Raw genomic sequence first — 17,979 nt, forward strand, 5'->3', positions numbered from 1 at the left:
CGGCCCATGCACGATGCAGCCCACCGGCTCGCGTGGTCCGCCTGGCAACGTCGCCACCAGGCCCGAGCCCAAGCCAGCCATTACCGCCGGCAAGCCGCGAATCCGACCTGAAGATCACGATCTACGGCTGGAGTATTTGCACGGCCCGGATGCGTTCCGCGAGCGCGGCATCGGCCCGCTCACGGGCGGCCCGCGCCGCGCGGCCGGCCCGCCATTTGCAGAAGCTGGAGCGGGCCACCTCCAGCACCTGACACAACCGCTTCACGCCCCAGGCGCGGTGGTGGTCCTCGATGAAACGGCAGCGGTTCACCAGTTCATCTCGGCGGCGAAAAACTTCGTCGCCTTGCGCAGGATGTCCCGCTCGACCGCGAGCTTCTGGTTCTCCTTGCGCACTGCCTTCAGTTCCGCGCGCAGGGCCGCGTTCTCGGCCTCCAGTTCCTGTTTCGTGGCATCGCTCACCGGGACGTCCTTCGTCTTGCCGTTCGTCGTGCCGCTTTCACCGCGGCGGGCCCGCTCGGCCCGCACCCAGTTGCGCAGCGTCTCCCGGCTGATCCCCAGATCCTTGCCGATGCCCTCGAAGGTATGGCTCGGGTCCGACAGGTACAGCGCGACCGCGTCCGCCTTGAACTCGGGCGAGTAGACCTTCATCACCATAAAAGATGCCTCCTACCCGGCCCCTGCCGGGGCCGGAGTCAGAGGTGTCCACCACTCGGGGACAGGTCCCGCTGCCGGCCGCGGAACAGGTAACCGACGTCTGCAGGCGGAAGAACGCGGCGACCAGATCAAGGGCAACTTCAAACAGGCTGCGGCGAAGATCAAGGACGCCTTCAAGCACTGACCATTGGGCCCTCTCGCCCCGCCCCGCAGGGGCTCTACGCGGGGGTGTGACGCTCCAAGGCATGCTGGCGGGTCACTTTGGTCAGTTCGCGCCAGAAGGGGGCGGCGGTGAGGTAGAGCCCGAGGATGGAGATGATACCGAGCGAGATGTCAACGCTGATCCGACCCTGTTTGGCCCAGTAGACGTCCTTCAGGTCCAAGAGGAGGGCGAATTCGTCGACGATGAGCGCCGTTCCGGCGCCATAGGCCGCCCCGACGCCGGGATGTCCGGCGTATTGTGCGTCACCCCGCACGGCGACCAGTCCGCTGCCGGCCAGAGTGGCGATACCGAAGTTGTATGATGCATGTGGGTCCCGCCCGACGTGGAGATGTTGCCCCAGGGCAGTCGGCCGCTGCGAATCCCGTGAGTGATCAGGCGTGCGCCCCCAAAAGTGGCCCCGAAGGAGAGCCACAGGTCGCAAGGAGGGAACGCTGGGTCGGGTCGGTGTGCTCGTCCAAGGTCTCCCGCCACCGCCGCAGCAGCCCTGGACGCCGCTCATGGCGCTCGTCATCTCTGCGCCGTTCCGTGTTCTCGCGCATCGGACCAACCTCCTCGTCATCTTTCGCGGTGGCTTTCGTCCATGACCTCATACCACCTCAAACAGCAACACACCGGCCAGACGGGCATGTCGAGGACTCCTCCGCCGCTTCGAGAGCCCGAGCGTTGACATCTCTGATTCCACATGATCGGCAACATCTACGTGACCGCCCCCGACTGCCGGGGACGGCTCGGCTTCCTGCCCGAGCGAGGACAACGGTCCGGGGCTCATCACCGCCCGAGTTCGTCACGGCCTTCACGACCGCGCTCGCCAAGCGACACGAGCGGGGACCCTCTGCATACCTCGCTCCGCCGGACCCGCCGGACCCGGCACACGACCCGTTCCTCCCATGATGACGCGAATTCGTCGACGCCCCCAAGAACGCGGCCGACCAGCTGGCCGCCGAGACGATGCAGGTACTGGCCACGACCTTCTCCGAGCACAAGCGAGGTCGGGCGAACGAGCCAACATCACCCAATCGAGTTCAGTAGCTGGGAGACGAAGGAATGCGGTGGTCGACGTCGGTTACAGGCGCTTTCTATACGCTGGTCTCGCAAGCGCGCTGCCCCGTCTGGGAGTTCTCTGCGCCGTCGCGCAACGTCTTCCTTCATGAGGCCGTCGGTGCGGCCGTGCCAGACAGTGCCTTCCCACTTCACGTACTGCTGTGTCCTGTCCCTGAGGAGGACGGGCTTGAGGTGGCAGTGGAACAGGAGCGTGCGGCCCTGGTTCCGCCGGATGCAGCTGAACCGCTTCGCACTGTTCTCGTGCCGCGCAAGTCGGCTCGCGTGAAGAGGAGACAGCTTTCCGCGGGCCCCAGCCGGGGGTGTAGTCCGTCAAAGGGCCGGGAGGGCGGGCGCCAGGAGTCGGCAATGGCCCAGTGGACGACGGCGGCGCCGCGCTCATGTTCGTTGTAAGGGTAGGTGACGCGCTTGCCCACCTCGGCGAAGAATCGGGACTGCTCGGCGGCGGTGCCGGTGGCCAGGTGTCGCCAGTAGGGTGAGGCGAGCAGCGGCGCCAATGCGACGGGCTCGGGATAGACCGCGGTGAACAGCCGGGAGGCGCTGTAGGCGCTGTAGGCGCTGTAGCCCAGCATGGCACCAATGGCCTGGAAGCCTCAGGTGCCTGCAAAGCTCCAGGCGTCTTTCACAACCCCCGCACCGTCCAGGCCGGGCGTGGACTGGACCAGCTCACCGGCCTCGCGGTGGTCCGCCTGCTGGAGTACCCACGCAGCGACGCACCGCCATAAGGCTCATGATGCTGGGCCGGTGGAGTGGGCGGTGACCGGGCCGGGACCCGTACAGGGCAGAGATCAGCGCAACTCACCCGTGCTGGCGACAGAAGCAGAGTCCAGGTAATCGAAAAGCGAAGGAGGGTTGCGCATGCTTGCTCTGCGGATGACTGCTGCCGGACCGGCAGGATGCGTCGATGCCCCGCTCACGGCGAACGATGCCACCCGGGCCGTCGAAACGGTCCTGGAGAATTTCCTTGACGCGGGACTGTGCCGGGCCCGTGAGGTAGACCCGGTTTTCGCTGGCGATGTCGCCGACCGCGTCGCGGCATTCGCCCGACGCGGTGGGAAGCGGCTGCGCACGGCGTTCGCATGGTGCGGGTGGCGGGCCGCGGGCGGCGAAGGCGACGCCGGTGCGGTTCTGCAGCTGGGGGCTGCCCTCGAACTTGTCCAGGCCTGTGCCCTCATACACGACGACGTGATGGACGGATCCCTCCTGCGAAGGGGGGAACCTGCGGTACACGTCGACTTCGCACGTATGCACCGCGCCGCCGAAATGACCGGCCCGCCCGAATCGTTCGCGACCGCCGCCGCCGTGCTCGCGGGCGACCTGGCGCTCGCGTGGGCGGATGACCTGCTGACCGAGATCGCACTTCGATCACCCCACGGCTGGCGGCTGCACCGCGAATGGCAGGCATTGCGCGGCGAGATGGTCGCAGGGCAGTACCGCGACATCCACGCGCAGGCGGTCGGCTCGTCCGGGGTCGACGAGGCCGTGACCATCGCGACGCTCAAGAGCGCCCTGTACACGGTCGAGCGACCACTGACCCTGGGCGCCTCACTGACCGCCGCCGATGCGCACACCGTTGACGCGCTACGGTCCGCCGGCCGGTGTGCGGGGCTGGCCTTTCAGCTCCGCGACGACCTGCTCGGTGCCTTCGGGGATCCGGCACTGACGGGCAAACCGTCGGGCGACGACCTGCGCGCCCGAAAGCTCACCTACCTGCTGGCCGTCGCCACCAGACTCGCCGAAGACTCCGGGGACGAGGAGGCCGTCGACGCGCTCGGACCCGTCACGGCCCCTCGGTCAGACCGCACCATCGACCGGATGCGTGCCGCGCTGGAGCGGACCGGGGCCCGGGCCGTCGTGGAAGCCAAGATCACGGAGCTGGCGGGCACGAGCCTGCGACATTTTGAGGAGACCGGCGCCGCTCCCCTCGTAAGGCGGGAGTTCGCCGCGCTGGTCGACCAGGCGGTGGGCATGGTTCCCGACCTCACAGGGGAGAGCACGTGAGGACCGTACCGGGGCCTGCAGATCATGTCGTCGTCGTGGGCGCCGGCCTGTCGGGCCTTGCGTGCGCCCTCCACCTGCTGGGCGCCGGACGCCGGGTCACGGTCGTCGAGCGGGATCCCGGTCCGGGCGGCCGGGCCGGCCGTGTGGAGCTCGGCGGATACCTGATGGACACAGGCCCCACGGTGCTGACGATGCCACATCTGGCCGACGAGGCCTTCGCAGCCGTTGGCGACAGCCTCGGTCGCCACCTGGAGCTGGTGGCCCTGCACCCGGCGTACCGTGCCCGCTTCGCGGACGGGTCTTCCCTGGATGTCCACACCGACGCCGAGGCGATGGAAGCGGAGGTACGGCGCTTCGCGGGCCCGGCGGAGGCGGCGGGTTACCGCCGCCTCCGGAACTGGCTGAAACGGCTGTACCAGGCGCAGATGAGGCGGTTCATCGACACGAACTTCGACTCGCCCTTCCAGCTCCTGCATCCGGACCTGGCCCGCCTGGCGACACTGGGCGGCTTCGGACGGCTGGACCGCCAGATCGGCCGCTTCCTGTCCGACGCCCGGCTGCGCCGCGTCTTCACCTTCCAGTCGCTGTACGCGGGTGTCGCCCCTGCCCGGGCACTCGCGGCGTACGCCGTGATCGCCTACATGGACACCGTGGCCGGCGTCTGGTTCCCCAAAGGCGGAATGCACGCGCTACCCCGGGCCATGACCGATGCGGCGGCCGGTGCCGGTGCCACCTTCCGCTGGTTGGCCGAAGTGAACGAACTGGAGCGCTCGACCGGCCGGGTGCGCGCCGTGCGTCTGGCCTCGGGCGAACGGATCGCCTGCGACGCGGTGGTCCTAACCCCCGATCTTCCCGTCACACACCGGCTCCTGGGGCGCGCTCCCCGGCGCCCGGTACGGCTGCGTCACTCGCCGTCCGCGGTGATCCTGCATGCCGGGACGGACCGTACCTGGTCCGATCTCGCGCACCATACGCTCTCGTTCGGCGCGGCGTGGGAGCACACGTTCGACGAACTGACGCGCACGGGTGCGCTGATGAGCGACCCGTCGCTGCTGATCACCCGGCCGACTTCCCATGATCCGGGTCTGGCGCCCCGGGGCCGGCATCTCCACTATGTCCTGGCCCCCTGCCCGAACACGATCACTGGTCCGTGCGCAGCTTCGTGGCGCGACCTGGGGCCTCGCTACCGTGACAGCCTTGTGGCCGAGCTGGAACGCCGGGGGCTCGACGGGTTCGCGGAAAGCATCCAGGAGGAACTCCTGGTGACACCGATGGACTGGACTGCGCAGGGCCATGCGGCGGGCAGTCCCTTCTCCCTCTCGCACACCTTCGCCCAGACCGGTCCGTTCCGGCCGCACAACCTGGTAAGCGGGCTGGACAACGTCGTGCTCGCCGGCTGCGGGACCACACCCGGTGTCGGCGTGCCGACAGTCCTCATCAGTGGAAAACTCGCCGCCGACCGCATCACCGGAGGCGCACGGCGCCCGGCACCCCGGACAGGGTCGGCCCCGCCCGCCGGGCGTGCTGCATTCTCCTCGACCGTCTCGACCGGGAGACCTGCCGATGACCCGTCGTGAACTGGACGCCGCCGGCATCAGCGACCCCGAGCTACGCGCGGCGTACACCCGTTGCCGACAGCTCAACGCCCGTCATGGCCGGACGTACTTCCTCGCCACCCGTCTGCTGCCGGTCGAACACCGCTGCGCGGTGCACGCTTTGTATGGTTTCGCGCGCTGGGCGGACGACATCGTGGACGACATCGACCGACGGCAGACCCCCGACGAGCGTGACCGACTGTTGCGCCTGCTGGAGAACGACCTCGCGTACGGGCTGTCCACCGGCGGCGCGGACGACCCTTTGGTCCGGGCGTTGGCCGACACCATCGGCCGGTATGGCATCGAGCACACGCTGTTCACCGACTTCATCGCCTCGATGCGTACTGACTTGAGCGTCACGGACTATCCGACGTACGCCGACCTGCGGACCTATATGCACGGCTCGGCAGCCGTGATCGGACTGCAGATGCTGCCCGTCCTCGGTACGGTCGTGCCCCGCGAGGAGGCGGCACCGCACGCGGCGGCCCTCGGGGTGGCGTTCCAGCTCACCAACTTCCTTCGGGACGTGGGTGAGGACTTGGACCGCGGCCGCGTCTACCTGCCGGCGGACCTGCTCGCCGCCCACGGGGTGGACCGGCCGCTGCTGGAATGGAGCAGGCGTACCGGGCGCCGTGACCCCCGGATTCGGTCGGCTTTCATCGCCGCCGAGGCGCTGACCAAAGGCGTGTATCGGGAGGCCGAGCCCGGCATCGCCATGCTCGACCCGCGTGTGCGTCCTTGTATCCGTACCGCATTCACGCTGTACGGCGGCATCCTGGACGTGATCGCGCATCACGACTACGGGGTGCTGCACCGCCGGTCGGTCGTGCCCTGCCGACGCCGCGCGGCCACCGCCGCGGTCGGAGCCGCCCGCGTCCTCGGCGTGCGTCTACGCACCCGCGCCGCGCATCCGTTGGCCCCGGAGCGCGGCGCCGTGCCCCGACGGAGGGAATTCGAGCAGTGAACGATCCAGTGGACAAAGCGCGTTGGACACCACCGCTGCGTCGGCGGAGCGGACCGGCGTGGGCGGCGCAGAAGCCTTCATGGCGGGAGGCAAAACCGTCGCTGGTAGCCGAGGCTCTCACGCGGGCTTCGGCGCGTCGCTCCGGCAACTGGTTCGTCGTCGGAGCCTCTCGGGATGTCGCCGCAGGCGTCCGCCCGTACGGCCGGACAGTGGGCGGCCTCGAGGTCGTACTGTGGCGATCGAACACGGGCGAGCTCCACGCAGGCCCGGGCGCCTGCCCCCACCTCGGTGCCCCCCTGCGCGACGGCCGGGTTGTCTGTGGCACGCTGGTGTGCCACTGGCACGGACTGACTCTGGATGGTGCCCCGTTCGCAGGCTGGGATCCGTTCCCCGCCCACGACGACGGGGTGCTGGTGTGGGTGCGGCTGGACGAGGTCGGCGGTGAAGAGCCATCGGATCGTCCCGTGGTGCCTGTGCGTCCCGCGGCGAGCAGCGCAGTGGACGCGGTGTTCACGGCGGTGGGGCGGTGCGAGCCGCAGGACGTGGTCGCCAACCGGCTCGACCCATGGCACGGCTCGTGGTTCCATCCTCACTCGTTCGTCGACCTGCAGGTGGTGCGCTTGCCTCAGAGCGATCACAACAACGCGTTCGTCGTCGATGTCTCGTTCCGTGTCACGAGTCGTCTGGTGGTGCCCGTACGGGCGGAATTCACAGCACCTGATCCGCGTACGGTCGCCATGCACATCACCGAGGGCGACGGGACAACATCGGTGGTGGAGACGCACGCCACGCCACTGACGGGCAAGGCGGATGCCGATCCACGGACCGCCGTGGTCGAGGCGGTCGTCGCCGCCTCGAACCGGCGGGGCTTCGCGCTGGCCCGGGCTGCCGCTCCCTTGCTACGCCCACTGATGCGTCGCGCAGCAGGCCGTCTGTGGCGCGACGATCTGGCCTACGCCGAGCGACGCTGGACCCTGCGGAGCACCGGCCGGTTCCCCGGGTGACCGCGTCGATCGATTGAACCTGCGCTCCATCCGTGTGCCGACCGAGTGTGCTGGGCTCTGTTGTCACGCCCCCGCCTGCCCGCGACACCCCGTACTCCCTCTCGCCGCACCGGGTGGCGTCGCGGGCCGGCACTCCGGGCCGACGACGGTGTGTGACGACAGGTCCTGGGGTGGACCGTGTAGGCCTCAATCCGGCAGCCTGGATCTCAGCCACGTCCCGCCAGTGCTGCGAGTACCCTCAGGCCAGGGAAACGGCCAGCACGGGGGACGGTCCACAGTACCTGGCCCCGGACACCCCAGTCGGCCAACAAGGCGTTGGCTGCCAGGAAGCCCGTAGTAGCGGCGCGTTCCATCAGGGCCACGGGCAGGTCGCAGCGCACCGTGTCACCGGCCAGCATCAGCCGTGGGTGGGGGGTGCGGACAGTGGGCCGCTGGTGATAAGCGCCGACCGGGAAGAGCGGACAGTCCGCCCGCCACACGTGGCGGGCGTCCACGACCTGGGCCTCTTTGGTCTCCGGATAGACCTGGTGAAGCCGGTCGACGAGGAGGTCTTGCAGCCTTTCCGGCTCGGTACCGGAGGCCACAGCGTAGGCATGCAGTTCCACCACCGAGCCGCCGGTGCGGGTGGCCCAGCGGGCGGCCTCGCCCTCGTAGCGTTCCAAGACACTGATGTTGTCCAGGCCGTCGTAGCCGCTGGTGCCGAGGAAGCCGGCTCGATCGGCGCGGACTGGCCGGTCGAGCCAGAGCCGGGAGACGAGGAACGCGGGGGCTGTGCGCAGGGTGGCGATGTCGTCGCGCCAGGCGGCGGTACCCAGACCAGGCGACCCGGCGACGAGCCGACGCAGTCCCTCGACGTCGAGGGCGAGGATCACCCCCTGATGGCGGTCGATCGCAGCGTCGGTCTGCACCTCCAGGACTCCACCGGCGGACGGGCGGACACCGTGCACGGGAGTGCCGGTGCGGATGTCCACGCCGAGCTGCTGCAGGTAGCCGCCGAGAGGCTCCCACAAGGCTTGTGGGAAGGGTTCATCCGGCACGTCGAAGAGCAGTCCTTCGGAGGAGCCGAGGAAATAGATGTGGAACATCAGCAGCATTTCCGCAGCGGACAGTTCGCGCGGGTCGGCGAAGAAGCTGCGCGAGAACACCTCGAACGCCAGGTGGTGGGCGGCATCGGGGAAGCGAATGCGCTCCAGGAAACGGGTCGCGCTGACGCTGTCGAAGCGTCCGTACACCTCGGGCACGCGGACGTCCAGGAGCGGCAGCGCCGCGCGCGGATCCATTGCGGCGAGGTCCTGCCAGCCGAAGGAGGGGCTGAGGGTGACGAAGCCGAGGGCGCTGAAGGGTGGTGTCCGCGGGACGCGGGCGAAGCTGTCAGCCAGGCCGCCACTGTGCCGTAGGGGGTAGTCGGGCAGCGGCACGAGCCGCGTGAGGGAGGGGTCGGTCCGCCGCAGCAGGCCACGCAGGTTGTAGTACTGACGGAAGAAGGCGTGGAAGCCGCGGGTCATGGTCACCTCGGAACCGTCGGCCAGGCGGGTGCGCCGACCGGCGAGACGGCCGCCAAGCGATCCTTCCCGTTCATAGAGAGTCACCTGTGCTCCGCGTTCCGCCAGCAGGGTTGCCGCAGCGAGACCGGCGATTCCGCCGCCGATCACCGCGACGCCCGGCGCATCCTGGCGCTCGAAGCGGGCCCGTCCCGGCGCGGGCATGAGGACACTCGCCTTGCGGTCGCGGCCCCGCCGGACACGACGGTGGCGGTCGGCGCTCACAGGGCGTACTCCGTCACCGGAGCCGAGCCGTTGCAGGCGAGAAAGGTGTGAACGATACCTGTCTGCCATCCGGCGACGGGAGCGGTGCGTACGCGGGTGAAACCCGTACGCGTGAGGCGGTCCTCGAAGGTGGGGGCGGTATCGAAGGCGAGGACGCTGCGCCACAGATGGCGGTAGAGCGCGCGGTCGCCGCTCAGCGTGCCCACCGGAACGATCAACCCGTGGCATACGGCCGTCCAGAGCCAGCGGTGGACGGGCGAGCCGCTGAGGCTGTACTCGTGGACGGCGAGTCGCCCGCCCGGACGCAACAGTGCTCGGACCGACGCGAGGACTCTGTCCGGATTGGTGACGTTGCGGAACAGATAGGCGGCGAAAACCGCGTCGAAGAGCCCCTCACCGATCGCGTGCACTTCCTCAGCGTTCCGATGCAGGAATCGGACGCGTGCGGGCCACGGCTTGGCGAGCGCGCGTTGCAGCATTCCCGACGAGGCGTCGACGGCCGTGATGCGAGCGCACGGTGCGGCCCGGAGCAGTGCCCGGGTGGAGGCACCGGTGCCGCAGCCGAGATCGAGGACATGCATTCCAGCTCCTTGGCGGGGTAGCCGGAGCCGTCGTGCCGAGCGGCGCAGATCGGCGTGGTGACCGGGGTTCATGGCTGTGAGGCGGTCGTAGCTGCGCGACGCGTGGTCGAAGGCGCGTGCCAGTTCGTGGTCCCGCAGAAGCGTCATCGGTGGCTCTCTTCGGATCGAGGGGTGGTGACGACTGTGGCGGAGGGTCGGCGGTGGAGAAAGAGGAGTTCGGCAGCGGTGCGGATCATCGGGCCAATCGGGGTGCGCAGTCCGATGCTGCATTCCTCCCACGGTGTTGTGGCACCGTCGAGAAAGCGCAGCAGGCGTTCCGTAGGCGTACGGCGGAACAGGCCGGTGAAGAAGTCGGGGCCGTCCATCCGCCCGGTGTCCAGTGCCCGCAGCAGTACTGCGTCCATGGCCCGCGCCCGTCGGCTGTGCGGCGGGGGCACGATGCCGCGTCCGTTGCGCAGCGCGGCGGCGATATCCCGGCTCTGCCGCTGCACTGCGGCGAAGGTGTAGCCGGTCGCCGGGCGGGTCGCGCCGCCGGCGGTCCCGATACGGAAGACGGCCGGCCCGACCCGGCGGGGGAAGCGAGCGTCGGTCATGGGGATGACGCCCTGCTCCGCCGCTTCCACCGTGAACGCACCGAGGCGGAGCACTTCGCGGGTGTAGTGGCCCAGCGCCGCCTCGTAGCCGGCGGTGGTGAGTGGGATCCGGGAGAACTCGGTGTACTCGACGAGCGCCCGGTCCGGCGCGAGTGGGAGGACGTAGCCGAAGGCGAGGCCGTGGCGCGGCTGCGGCACCCGGAAGTCCATCAGGTCCGCGACCGCGGGTTCGAAGCACGCCGTTGCTGTGTGCACGAACCAGCCGCGGAAGTGCTGGAGCAACACCGTCCGGGCTGGCGGCAGGCGGCGCAGCGGGCGTGAGTCGAACACGTAACGCGCGCGCAGGGTCAGTGCACGGCCGTCCGGTGTTGTGCAGCGGACCTCGGCCCCCCCGGCCACGTTGCGCACGGTATTCGCCGTCGCGCGTAGGACGCACGCCTGGGGATACCCGGCCAGTCGAGCGTGGACCAGGTTCTCAAACGGGGCGGACCGCAGCATGCGGTAGCGCAGAGGGGCGGGAGCGACGGTGACCTTGCTGCCGTCCGCGCCGTAGATCCGCAGCCGTGACCAAGAGGCGACGACCGCTTCCTCGAACTCGCCGTCGGTTTCGTCCCAGAAGCACCAGGTCCGCTCGGGCGGTCGCATCGGACCGTCGGGCGGCTCCACGACGGTCACGGCGGTGGTACCGGTCATTGTGAGCCAGTGCGCGAGGCTGAGTCCTGCCGCGCCACCGCCCACGATCACCACCTCGGCCGTCCCGCCGGGACGAGTCGTACGTCGCCTCACCGGGCGCGCGGTTCGATGATGGGCGTTCCGTCCGGGGCCGTACGTACGGTCTCGGCGTCCGTCGCCAGCGCGGCGAGACCGGCTCTGACTACCTGACGCAGGTCCCCTCCTGGGGGCAACGGCGGAGCGGTACCCGCGACCGCCCGGCTGGCGAAGCCGGTGTCCAAGTGCCCCGGCCGGACCTCCTGCACGCGGATGCCGGCGGGTCGTGCATCGCGACACACGGCGGCGAGCCAGGCACTCAGCGCTGCTTTGGAGGTGTTGTAGTCGGCCATTCCCGGCTGTGGACGGTCTGTCACCACGCCGGGTTCCAAAAACGCGGCGGATGTGAGGACGTTGACGGCCATCAGACGCTCCGCGACCTCGTCACCGACCATGTCCGCCCGGCCGAAAGCCACCGAGCCGAAGGCGACCACCACGACCTCCAGTCCCCCGAGGTCGGCCGCGGCGCTGTACACGGCACGCGCGCAAATCTCGGGGACGTACGCGTCGAAGAAGGCGATCGGAGCGCCTGGATACTCCTGGGCGGCCCGGGCCAAACGGCCCGGGCCGCGTCCTGCGAGGGCCGGACGTGCTGCGCGCGCGGCCAGTTCGGCGGTGAGGGCGCCGCCGACGACGCCTGTGGCGCCTGCGACCAGCACGTGCGCGCCGTTGATGTCCATGCCTTGCTCCGGGGATCAGGGACAGATTGATGGCATTCCTTCGGCTCATCGTCCATCCGTGTGTGCACAGGACACGGGCATTGCACGGTCACCCGCACCCCAGGTCGGCCAGCACCTCCCGGGCGGCACGTGTGCCCGAAGCCATCGCGCCTTGCACCGATCCGGTGGCCCGGTGGTCCCCGCATACGTACCGGCCCGGGCCGTAGCGGGACGTCCGGCTCAGTGGCCAGGGCGGTCGTATCGCGGGCAGCGCCCCTTCAACGGTGTACGTGGCGACCCGCTGCCAGGCGCTCGTGTCCGTGTTGTACAGCTGGGCGAGACGCCGGAGTACGGCACTTTCCCTCTCGGGCGGGTCCTTGCCCAGTACGGAAGTCGAGACGAGCGCGGTGCCGGGCGGTGCGTAGGTTGGGGCTGCCTGGGTGAGAACACAGGTGTTCAGCACTGCTCCGGTGCTGTCCACCACCAGGGTCGGTTCCGCCAATGGCGTCGTCCCGGTGGCGTGGTAATAGGTGGTGACCGTGCGCCCGTCCGGGACCGTCAGCTCCGGCAGCAAACGCGCAGCTGCGGACGCGTCCGTCGCCACCACGACGGTCGGCGCAGACAGTTCGCGGCCGTCCGCCAGAAGCACTCCGAAGCCGGTGACCGCGGTGACGGGCGTCTCCAGTTGCAAGGCGCCGTCGGGAAGACCGCTGGCAAGCTGAGCCGGTACCGCACCCATGCCGTCGGCCGGGAGGCAGGACGTTCCGCGGGCCATGCTCCGCCAGACCAAGTGAAAGAAACGGGCGGAGGTCTCCAGCCGGTCCTCAAGAAAGACCCCGGACAGGAACGGCCGCAGGAACTCCTCGACCGCCGCGGCCGACAACCCTGCCCGGGAGAGGGCGGCTGAGGTGGGGCGGTCCGGCAGCCGCTTGAGAGGACCGGCGGGCAACAGTGTGTCGCGTGCGGTGAGCGCCGTCAGCGCGGCGAGGTCACGGGTCGAAAGGACTCGTCCCGGCCGCAGGCCTCCGGCCGCCCCCGGCCGCCTGGTCGGGTCGATGAGGCGGACCAGCCCGGTCGGAGTACGGCTGACGATGCCCGGTGTAAAGGGCCGCAGTCGCAGATCCCGCAGATTCAAGCGCCGCTTCACCTGTGGATAGGACGTGTTGAACACCTGAAATCCGCGATCCAGCAGGAACCCGTCCCGTCGGTCCGTGCGCATCCGGCCGCCGACACCGTCGGACGCTTCCAACAGAGCCACGCGCCGTCCCGCCCGGCACAGGTCCGCAGCACAGACGAGACCTGCGAGACCTGCGCCCACGACGACGATGTCCGGGACTCCACGATGCTGAACGGCCATGCTCACGCTCCGCTCCTTCGACGAGATCGACCACCCGTCAGGTACCGAGTCCCGCCAGGTTCCCAGCCGATCACGAACCGAGCTCTCACTCGGGTGTCCAGCCGATCACGTTCCGGTCGTCGATGCCAGGCACCGCCACGACTGTGCACTCAATGGACGACACGCGGCACCCCGACGCCACCGACACCACGGCGGTCACAGCCTTGCCATCTCCGACACACCCAGGCAGCGAAATCGTCCCCGAGACCTGCTGGCTGCACATGCGCCAGCAGCACTTCTATCTCCCGACATGGTGTGTCATCGACGCGCAGCAAGATCTCCAATCTGGTCGGCCGCACGAGTCGCACGACCGGCATGGTGGGATGGCGGCACTCTCGCAGGAGATTGGTTCCGTCGAGGAAGTGAACCATTGCGGGACGTCGCGCAACGCACTTGTCAGCACCTCACCGCAGACGTGTCTGTTGTCCTCGCGCAGAGTCCAGCGTGAGCGGAGCCACGCCTCGCTTCGGGGATATGTGCTGCCCATGGTGGTGCAATCGCGTCGCCCACCACAACCGCAGGCCCGAAGGCCCGAAGGCAAGGGAACCTGGCCGCTGGTCCAGTGCTGCCGATGGATCCATTCCCAGTACGGAGCCGGCACAATGCCGTACCCCACGTCGAACACAGCGGCCGGGTCGACGTAGTGACGTGTGAACCCGAGAACAGCTTGATCACCACACTGTGCTGGGGCAGGAGTCCCCTACTCGGCGAGGGCAACGAATCTGCCGGGCGGTATCCGTTCGCAGCTACTTGTATTTCTCCGAGAGCTCCTCGTGCGATCCGAATATGCTTGCAGCTGGATACTGCACCGCATCCGCGCAGTCGCGGAGACTCGAAAGGAAGCCCGGTCATGAGGCGACGTCAGTCACGACGGCGTCGCCTCTATCCTCTTTGACTCCTGGAGGGGGTTACGTTCTCTTCCTCTTCCTCTCCCTCTTCCCCTTCGTCTTCCACGTATTCGCCTTCTTCTTCTTACTCGTCCTCCTCGCCCTCGTCTTCGTCTTCCTCGTCCTCGTCTTCCTCGCCCTCGTCTTCCTCGCCCTCGTCCTCGTAGTCCTCGTCTTCGGACTCCTCGCCTTGTGCGTCCTTCTGCTCGGCGGCCTCTTCTTCTTCCATGGCGTCTTCATGGGACACGACGACTTCACCGTCCCGGATTTCACCGCGCCAGCCCTCGGGCTCTTCCTGGGCGAGGGTGACGTATCGCTGAAAGTGCTTGAAGTCGAGTCGCATGCGGCGCCCTTGGGCGCGCCACAGGTTGCCTGTCTTCTCGAAGAACCCGGACGGGTAGTACTCCACGACCAGGACGATTCGAGTCAGGCTGGGCGCCAGCTCATGGAAGCTGACCGCACCACGGGTAGTCCCCTTGGCTCCTTCGGATTTCCAAACGATGCGGTCATCGGGAACCTGTTCCTGGACAGTCGCTTTGAAGCTGCGCGAGGAAGGGCCGACTTTGACCTTCCAGTCACTGGACATCTCATCGCTCTTCGAAACGTCGCGAACGCCCTTCGCGAAGCTGCTGAACTGGTCGTACAGCGTCCAGTGGTCGTACGCGACACGCAAGGGTACTCCCACATCGAGAACCTCGATGATGTTCATGACCTTGCCGCCGCTCGACTTGCGTTTCCCCTTTCCGCCGCCGAACGCTTCCTTGACCTTCCCCACGACTTTGTCCTTGAAGCCCTTGGCTTTCTCCCCGACGAATGCCTTCAGCGGGGAGTCGCCCTGGAGAATACGGGAGCCGATCGCGGGCAGCGATCCACTCTCAGCCACATCAGTGAGCTGCCCAGTGACATCGGCCAGTTTGTCGCCCGCCTTCTCGGCGAGCCTCTCCACCTGTGCACTGAGGAAATTGGACGCCTCTTCTCGAAGCCGGTCCACACCCGACTTTTCTGCCGCGGCCTGGTCTGTTTCCGTCCTGGTCATGAATGGCTACCTCCGACGATCGGCGCGCGTGGACGCTGCTCGCTTCGACGACGTCGTCTTCCGGGCGGCGGACTTCTTGGCCGGAGCAGTTTTCTTCGCAGCCGTCTTCTTTGGCGGGGCCGTCTTCCGGGCGGCAGACTTCTCGACCGTCCGAGGCTTCTCTCCGTGGGCGGGAGCGGCCTTCTTGCGTGCCGCACCCCCTCTGGGCTGGGCTGATTGGCGACTGCGGCGCCGCTTCGGCTGCCTCTCTTCCGGCTCTTCCTCTTCCTCGTATTCCTCTTCCGGCTGTTCCTCCTCTTCCTCAGTCTGGCCCTCTTCGTACTCGACCTCCGGCTCTTCCTCTTCCTCCTCTTCCTCCCCCTCATCCTGCTTCTCGCCGAGCCGCGCCGTGCGGTCGCTGATGGCGTCAGCCAGCGAACTCATGCCCCGATCGGCGGCGGCAGCCACTGCCTTACGGCCTGCGTCGAAAGCTTCCCCTTTCAGCTGCTCCTGCAGCTCGGCGAACTGGGGAATCTCTCCGAGTCTGCGCATCCCTTCGGCGGCAAGCTGGCGGGGTTCAAGGCCGAATCGTCTCCCTGCCAGATACGTCGCAATTGTCAGCGCCAGCCGGCCCTTCTTCGTCCGGCCCAGCACATAGCCGCCCACTACTGCGGCCGCGAGGGTCACCTTGGCTGTGTTATCCATGGGTACGTCACCTTCGATCGTTCGGTGCGGGGCCGACCTGTGCAGCATGCAGCCGGTCGAGCAGCCTTTCCCCTTCCCGGTTCGAACTCCTCCGGGCTCATATCTCCGTCTTCAAACTCCCGGTTCAGTACAGCCAGCTGGGCACGGAGCACTCCTGGGTCGTGCAGCGCGCACTCGGCAACGTCGTTGAGCTTCTCCGCCACCCAGATCACTACGCGGACCGGTGTGCTGGGGGGAGCGTGAGCAGTCCCTGTCAGACTCCGACGGCCTGCACGTGAGTGCCTGCAGCGGCGACGAAGTTGCAACAGGGCAGCGGGCCCGCAAGACGCGGCTCGACGTGTTCGCGGTGCGCGCTTCCGCATCGCTCCGCCGCGCTTCGGAAGTCGTCGCTTTCGCCACGCGGCCGCCGTCGAAGGCTTCCCGCCGCGCGGCCGACGTTCTTCTGCCATGCATCCAAGTCTGACCGGTATCGGGCGCCTCGCACCTTGAGGAGCTGTCGGGCGCAACAGCCGGGGTGGGCGACTGCCTTGGTGATCGATGTTTTGGCGGTATAGCGGGCGAATGTCGGGTGCATGAAGGGCTGTGCCACGGCTGTATTCGCGGCGTGCGCGAGTCCACGCCGGGCAAGGGCGAGAGACTCCGTGTAACTGCGGCGCGCGACATCGCAGCCAGGAGCACCACTCTCGTCGCCACCTGGCGGTCGATCGCCCCACCCGCTATCTGATGCTCGTACATCTACCGTGCGGCCACAGCGCCTGGCCACCCGCAACGCTCTCACCGCGACCGTCCAACCTCTACTTCTGCAACCCGGCGAGCCTTGGCAGCGAAGTTCGAACAGGGACACCAGCGGCCTGCTGCGACAGTACTTCCCCAAGGGCATTGACCTCTGTCCCGCGCCTTTGAGCAGTTGGAGGTGGTGGCCGCCGAACTCAACAGCCGACCAAGAAAGATGCTCGACTGGGAAACCCCAGCCGAGCGTCTCGCGAACTGTTGGGGGCTGGTTCTCTCGGCCCGCCGCTCACCCCGTGCCCTGAGGCATTCCTTCGACTACTTCCGCAAGTCGCCGCAGCATGCTGCGGTGCCGGATCTGCGCAAAGGCGTCGAGAGCTGTGTTGTGGAGCCTCCCTCCCAGTCCGCGCAGCGGATGCTCGTCGAGAACGACCAGGGTCTTGTCGCCCCACGGCCGGATGTCGAAGGCGATCCGTGCCGTACCCAACGGCCCCCCGTGCGCTTCGAGTTCCAGCGCGCGCGGCGCGTCGAGGCGACGGACCGTCGTGCGTCCATGGAACTCCTTCGGCCCCACACGCACCGTGTATTTGATCGACGATCCGACTTCCGGCCAACACCCGTCGCCCGGGCCGGAGTCGAAGGTCCCCACCACCCAGTCCGTGTAACGGCTCTCGTCCTCCAGAACCGCCCAGAGTACGGACGGTTCCCGGGCGATGAGCTGATGACGTACAGCCATGTGTGCTCCCATCCGGGACGCTGAATTCCGGACCCTGGTAGCGATCTGCGGGCCGGCATCAACAGCTACATCGCGCATGCGGCACCCGAGCACACCGAGATCACGGCCGCCGCTGGACATCACATTGACCGCGCGTGCACGCGGAACCGGAACCGGAACAAGCGGCCCTACCAGTAATGCCGTCGACCGCCCACCCCATGCCCGACGGCACCCAGGATCCAAAGAACGATGCCGATCGCGACGACCACGATACCGATGGTCCACAGGATCGATATGCCGGCCACCAGACCGACGACCAGCAGAATGACGCCGAGGATGATCATGACGTCCTCCGTTCTCCCAGGTCTTTTCAGTATGCGCCTCACACATACACACGGCGATGCAGAACGCGCGAGGCGATCGTCCACCAGACCGGGGAAAAGGCCATGCCGCGAGGGCAGGCCCATCCTGCGCTTCCGCCTGGCCGTCATCGCCACGCGCTCGGCACCAGAGGCGCCGTGACGCAACTCATCAGCTTCCGACAACGGTCCTGAAAAGCGCGGTTCAAATCTAGCCTCAATACCGGTAACTTAAGGGCAATTTGGTCGTTGTTGTTGGTATGCCAAGAGCGGGTCAGCTGAAGTCATCTGGTGAGCGGCTGTCGG

Annotated in this window: 16 protein-coding genes and 2 pseudogenes; 5 read left to right on the top strand and 13 right to left on the bottom strand. The window is 68.0% G+C overall.

Annotation, left to right across the window (positions count from 1 at the left end):
- Positions 1-121: 121 nt before the first annotated feature.
- The 3 genes from ACFYXM_RS35805 to ACFYXM_RS35815 all read right to left on the bottom strand — a co-directional run bounded on the left by ACFYXM_RS35805 (position 122) and on the right by ACFYXM_RS35815 (position 1,130).
- The gene (locus ACFYXM_RS35805; protein ID WP_389295873.1) at positions 122-310 is read right to left on the bottom strand and encodes a hypothetical protein; all 189 of its coding nucleotides are present in this window, start codon (positions 308-310) and stop codon (positions 122-124) included.
- Positions 307-654, bottom strand: coding sequence for a transposase (locus ACFYXM_RS35810; RefSeq protein ID WP_389295875.1), 348 nt, complete (start codon positions 652-654; stop codon positions 307-309). Before ACFYXM_RS35810 ends, ACFYXM_RS35805 begins: the two co-directional genes overlap by 4 nt.
- A gap of 218 nt (positions 655-872) precedes the next feature.
- The gene (locus ACFYXM_RS35815; protein ID WP_389295876.1) at positions 873-1,130 is read right to left on the bottom strand and encodes a hypothetical protein; all 258 of its coding nucleotides are present in this window, start codon (positions 1,128-1,130) and stop codon (positions 873-875) included.
- 1,664 nt (positions 1,131-2,794) lie between these two features.
- Between ACFYXM_RS35815 and ACFYXM_RS35820 the strand changes: the two genes are divergently transcribed.
- From ACFYXM_RS35820 to ACFYXM_RS35835, 4 genes are read left to right on the top strand one after another with little or no spacing between them, the layout of a single operon-like run.
- Entirely contained in the window at positions 2,795-3,937 is a 1,143-nt protein-coding gene (locus tag ACFYXM_RS35820; RefSeq protein WP_389295878.1) for a polyprenyl synthetase family protein, read from the top strand.
- Positions 3,934-5,514: a phytoene desaturase gene (locus ACFYXM_RS35825; protein WP_389295880.1), complete on the top strand. Its 1,581-nt coding sequence runs from the start codon at positions 3,934-3,936 to the stop codon at positions 5,512-5,514. Before ACFYXM_RS35820 ends, ACFYXM_RS35825 begins: the two co-directional genes overlap by 4 nt.
- Entirely contained in the window at positions 5,501-6,496 is a 996-nt protein-coding gene (locus ACFYXM_RS35830) for a phytoene/squalene synthase family protein (protein ID WP_389295881.1), read from the top strand. The genes ACFYXM_RS35825 and ACFYXM_RS35830 overlap by 14 nt, the downstream gene beginning before the upstream one ends.
- Before the next feature lie 8 nt (positions 6,497-6,504).
- Positions 6,505-7,500: a DUF5914 domain-containing protein gene (locus tag ACFYXM_RS35835; RefSeq protein ID WP_389295894.1), complete on the top strand. Its 996-nt coding sequence runs from the start codon at positions 6,505-6,507 to the stop codon at positions 7,498-7,500.
- A gap of 206 nt (positions 7,501-7,706) precedes the next feature.
- On the opposite strand, the gene ACFYXM_RS35840 is transcribed toward ACFYXM_RS35835, so the two are convergent.
- The 8 genes and pseudogenes from ACFYXM_RS35840 to ACFYXM_RS35875 form a co-directional block, all read right to left on the bottom strand.
- Positions 7,707-9,206 (bottom strand): FAD-dependent oxidoreductase, encoded by a 1,500-nt coding sequence (locus ACFYXM_RS35840; RefSeq protein WP_389295896.1) that lies wholly within the window; start codon positions 9,204-9,206, stop codon positions 7,707-7,709.
- Positions 9,207-9,262: 56 nt separating this feature from the next.
- Positions 9,263-9,994 carry a class I SAM-dependent methyltransferase gene (locus tag ACFYXM_RS35845; protein ID WP_389295883.1) on the bottom strand — a complete coding sequence of 244 codons (732 nt, stop codon included), beginning with the start codon at positions 9,992-9,994 and terminating at the stop codon, positions 9,263-9,265.
- Positions 9,991-11,226 carry a lycopene cyclase family protein gene (locus ACFYXM_RS35850; protein ID WP_389295885.1) on the bottom strand — a complete coding sequence of 412 codons (1,236 nt, stop codon included), beginning with the start codon at positions 11,224-11,226 and terminating at the stop codon, positions 9,991-9,993. Before ACFYXM_RS35850 ends, ACFYXM_RS35845 begins: the two co-directional genes overlap by 4 nt.
- Positions 11,223-11,888 carry an SDR family NAD(P)-dependent oxidoreductase gene (locus ACFYXM_RS35855; protein WP_389295886.1) on the bottom strand — a complete coding sequence of 222 codons (666 nt, stop codon included), beginning with the start codon at positions 11,886-11,888 and terminating at the stop codon, positions 11,223-11,225. Before ACFYXM_RS35855 ends, ACFYXM_RS35850 begins: the two co-directional genes overlap by 4 nt.
- Positions 11,889-11,976: 88 nt before the next feature.
- Positions 11,977-13,224 carry an NAD(P)/FAD-dependent oxidoreductase gene (locus tag ACFYXM_RS35860; protein ID WP_389295898.1) on the bottom strand — a complete coding sequence of 416 codons (1,248 nt, stop codon included), beginning with the start codon at positions 13,222-13,224 and terminating at the stop codon, positions 11,977-11,979.
- 1,014 nt (positions 13,225-14,238) lie between these two features.
- A pseudogene (locus tag ACFYXM_RS35865) lies at positions 14,239-15,186 on the bottom strand (SRPBCC family protein); the annotation flags it as partial.
- Positions 15,187-15,192: 6 nt separating this feature from the next.
- Complete coding sequence (locus ACFYXM_RS35870; RefSeq protein WP_389295888.1) at positions 15,193-15,870, bottom strand: histone protein; 678 nt, start codon at positions 15,868-15,870, stop codon at positions 15,193-15,195.
- Complete coding sequence (locus ACFYXM_RS35875) at positions 15,849-16,319, bottom strand: gas vesicle protein GvpG (protein WP_389295889.1); 471 nt, start codon at positions 16,317-16,319, stop codon at positions 15,849-15,851. The genes ACFYXM_RS35870 and ACFYXM_RS35875 overlap by 22 nt, the downstream gene beginning before the upstream one ends.
- Before the next feature lie 250 nt (positions 16,320-16,569).
- Between ACFYXM_RS35875 and ACFYXM_RS35880 the strand changes: the two are divergent.
- Positions 16,570-16,855: pseudogene (locus ACFYXM_RS35880) on the top strand (transposase); the annotation flags it as partial.
- Between the two features lie 33 nt (positions 16,856-16,888).
- On the opposite strand, the gene ACFYXM_RS35885 reads toward ACFYXM_RS35880, so the two are convergent.
- A complete protein-coding gene (locus ACFYXM_RS35885; RefSeq protein WP_389295891.1) occupies positions 16,889-17,335 on the bottom strand; it encodes an SRPBCC family protein in 447 nt (148 codons plus the stop codon).
- A gap of 167 nt (positions 17,336-17,502) precedes the next feature.
- Complete coding sequence (locus ACFYXM_RS35890) at positions 17,503-17,658, bottom strand: hypothetical protein (RefSeq protein WP_389295892.1); 156 nt, start codon at positions 17,656-17,658, stop codon at positions 17,503-17,505.
- Between the last annotated feature and the right edge of the window lie 321 nt (positions 17,659-17,979).

This window comes from Streptomyces sp. NPDC002476, assembly GCF_042889785.1.
Classification (GTDB): Bacteria; Actinomycetota; Actinomycetes; order Streptomycetales; family Streptomycetaceae; genus Streptomyces.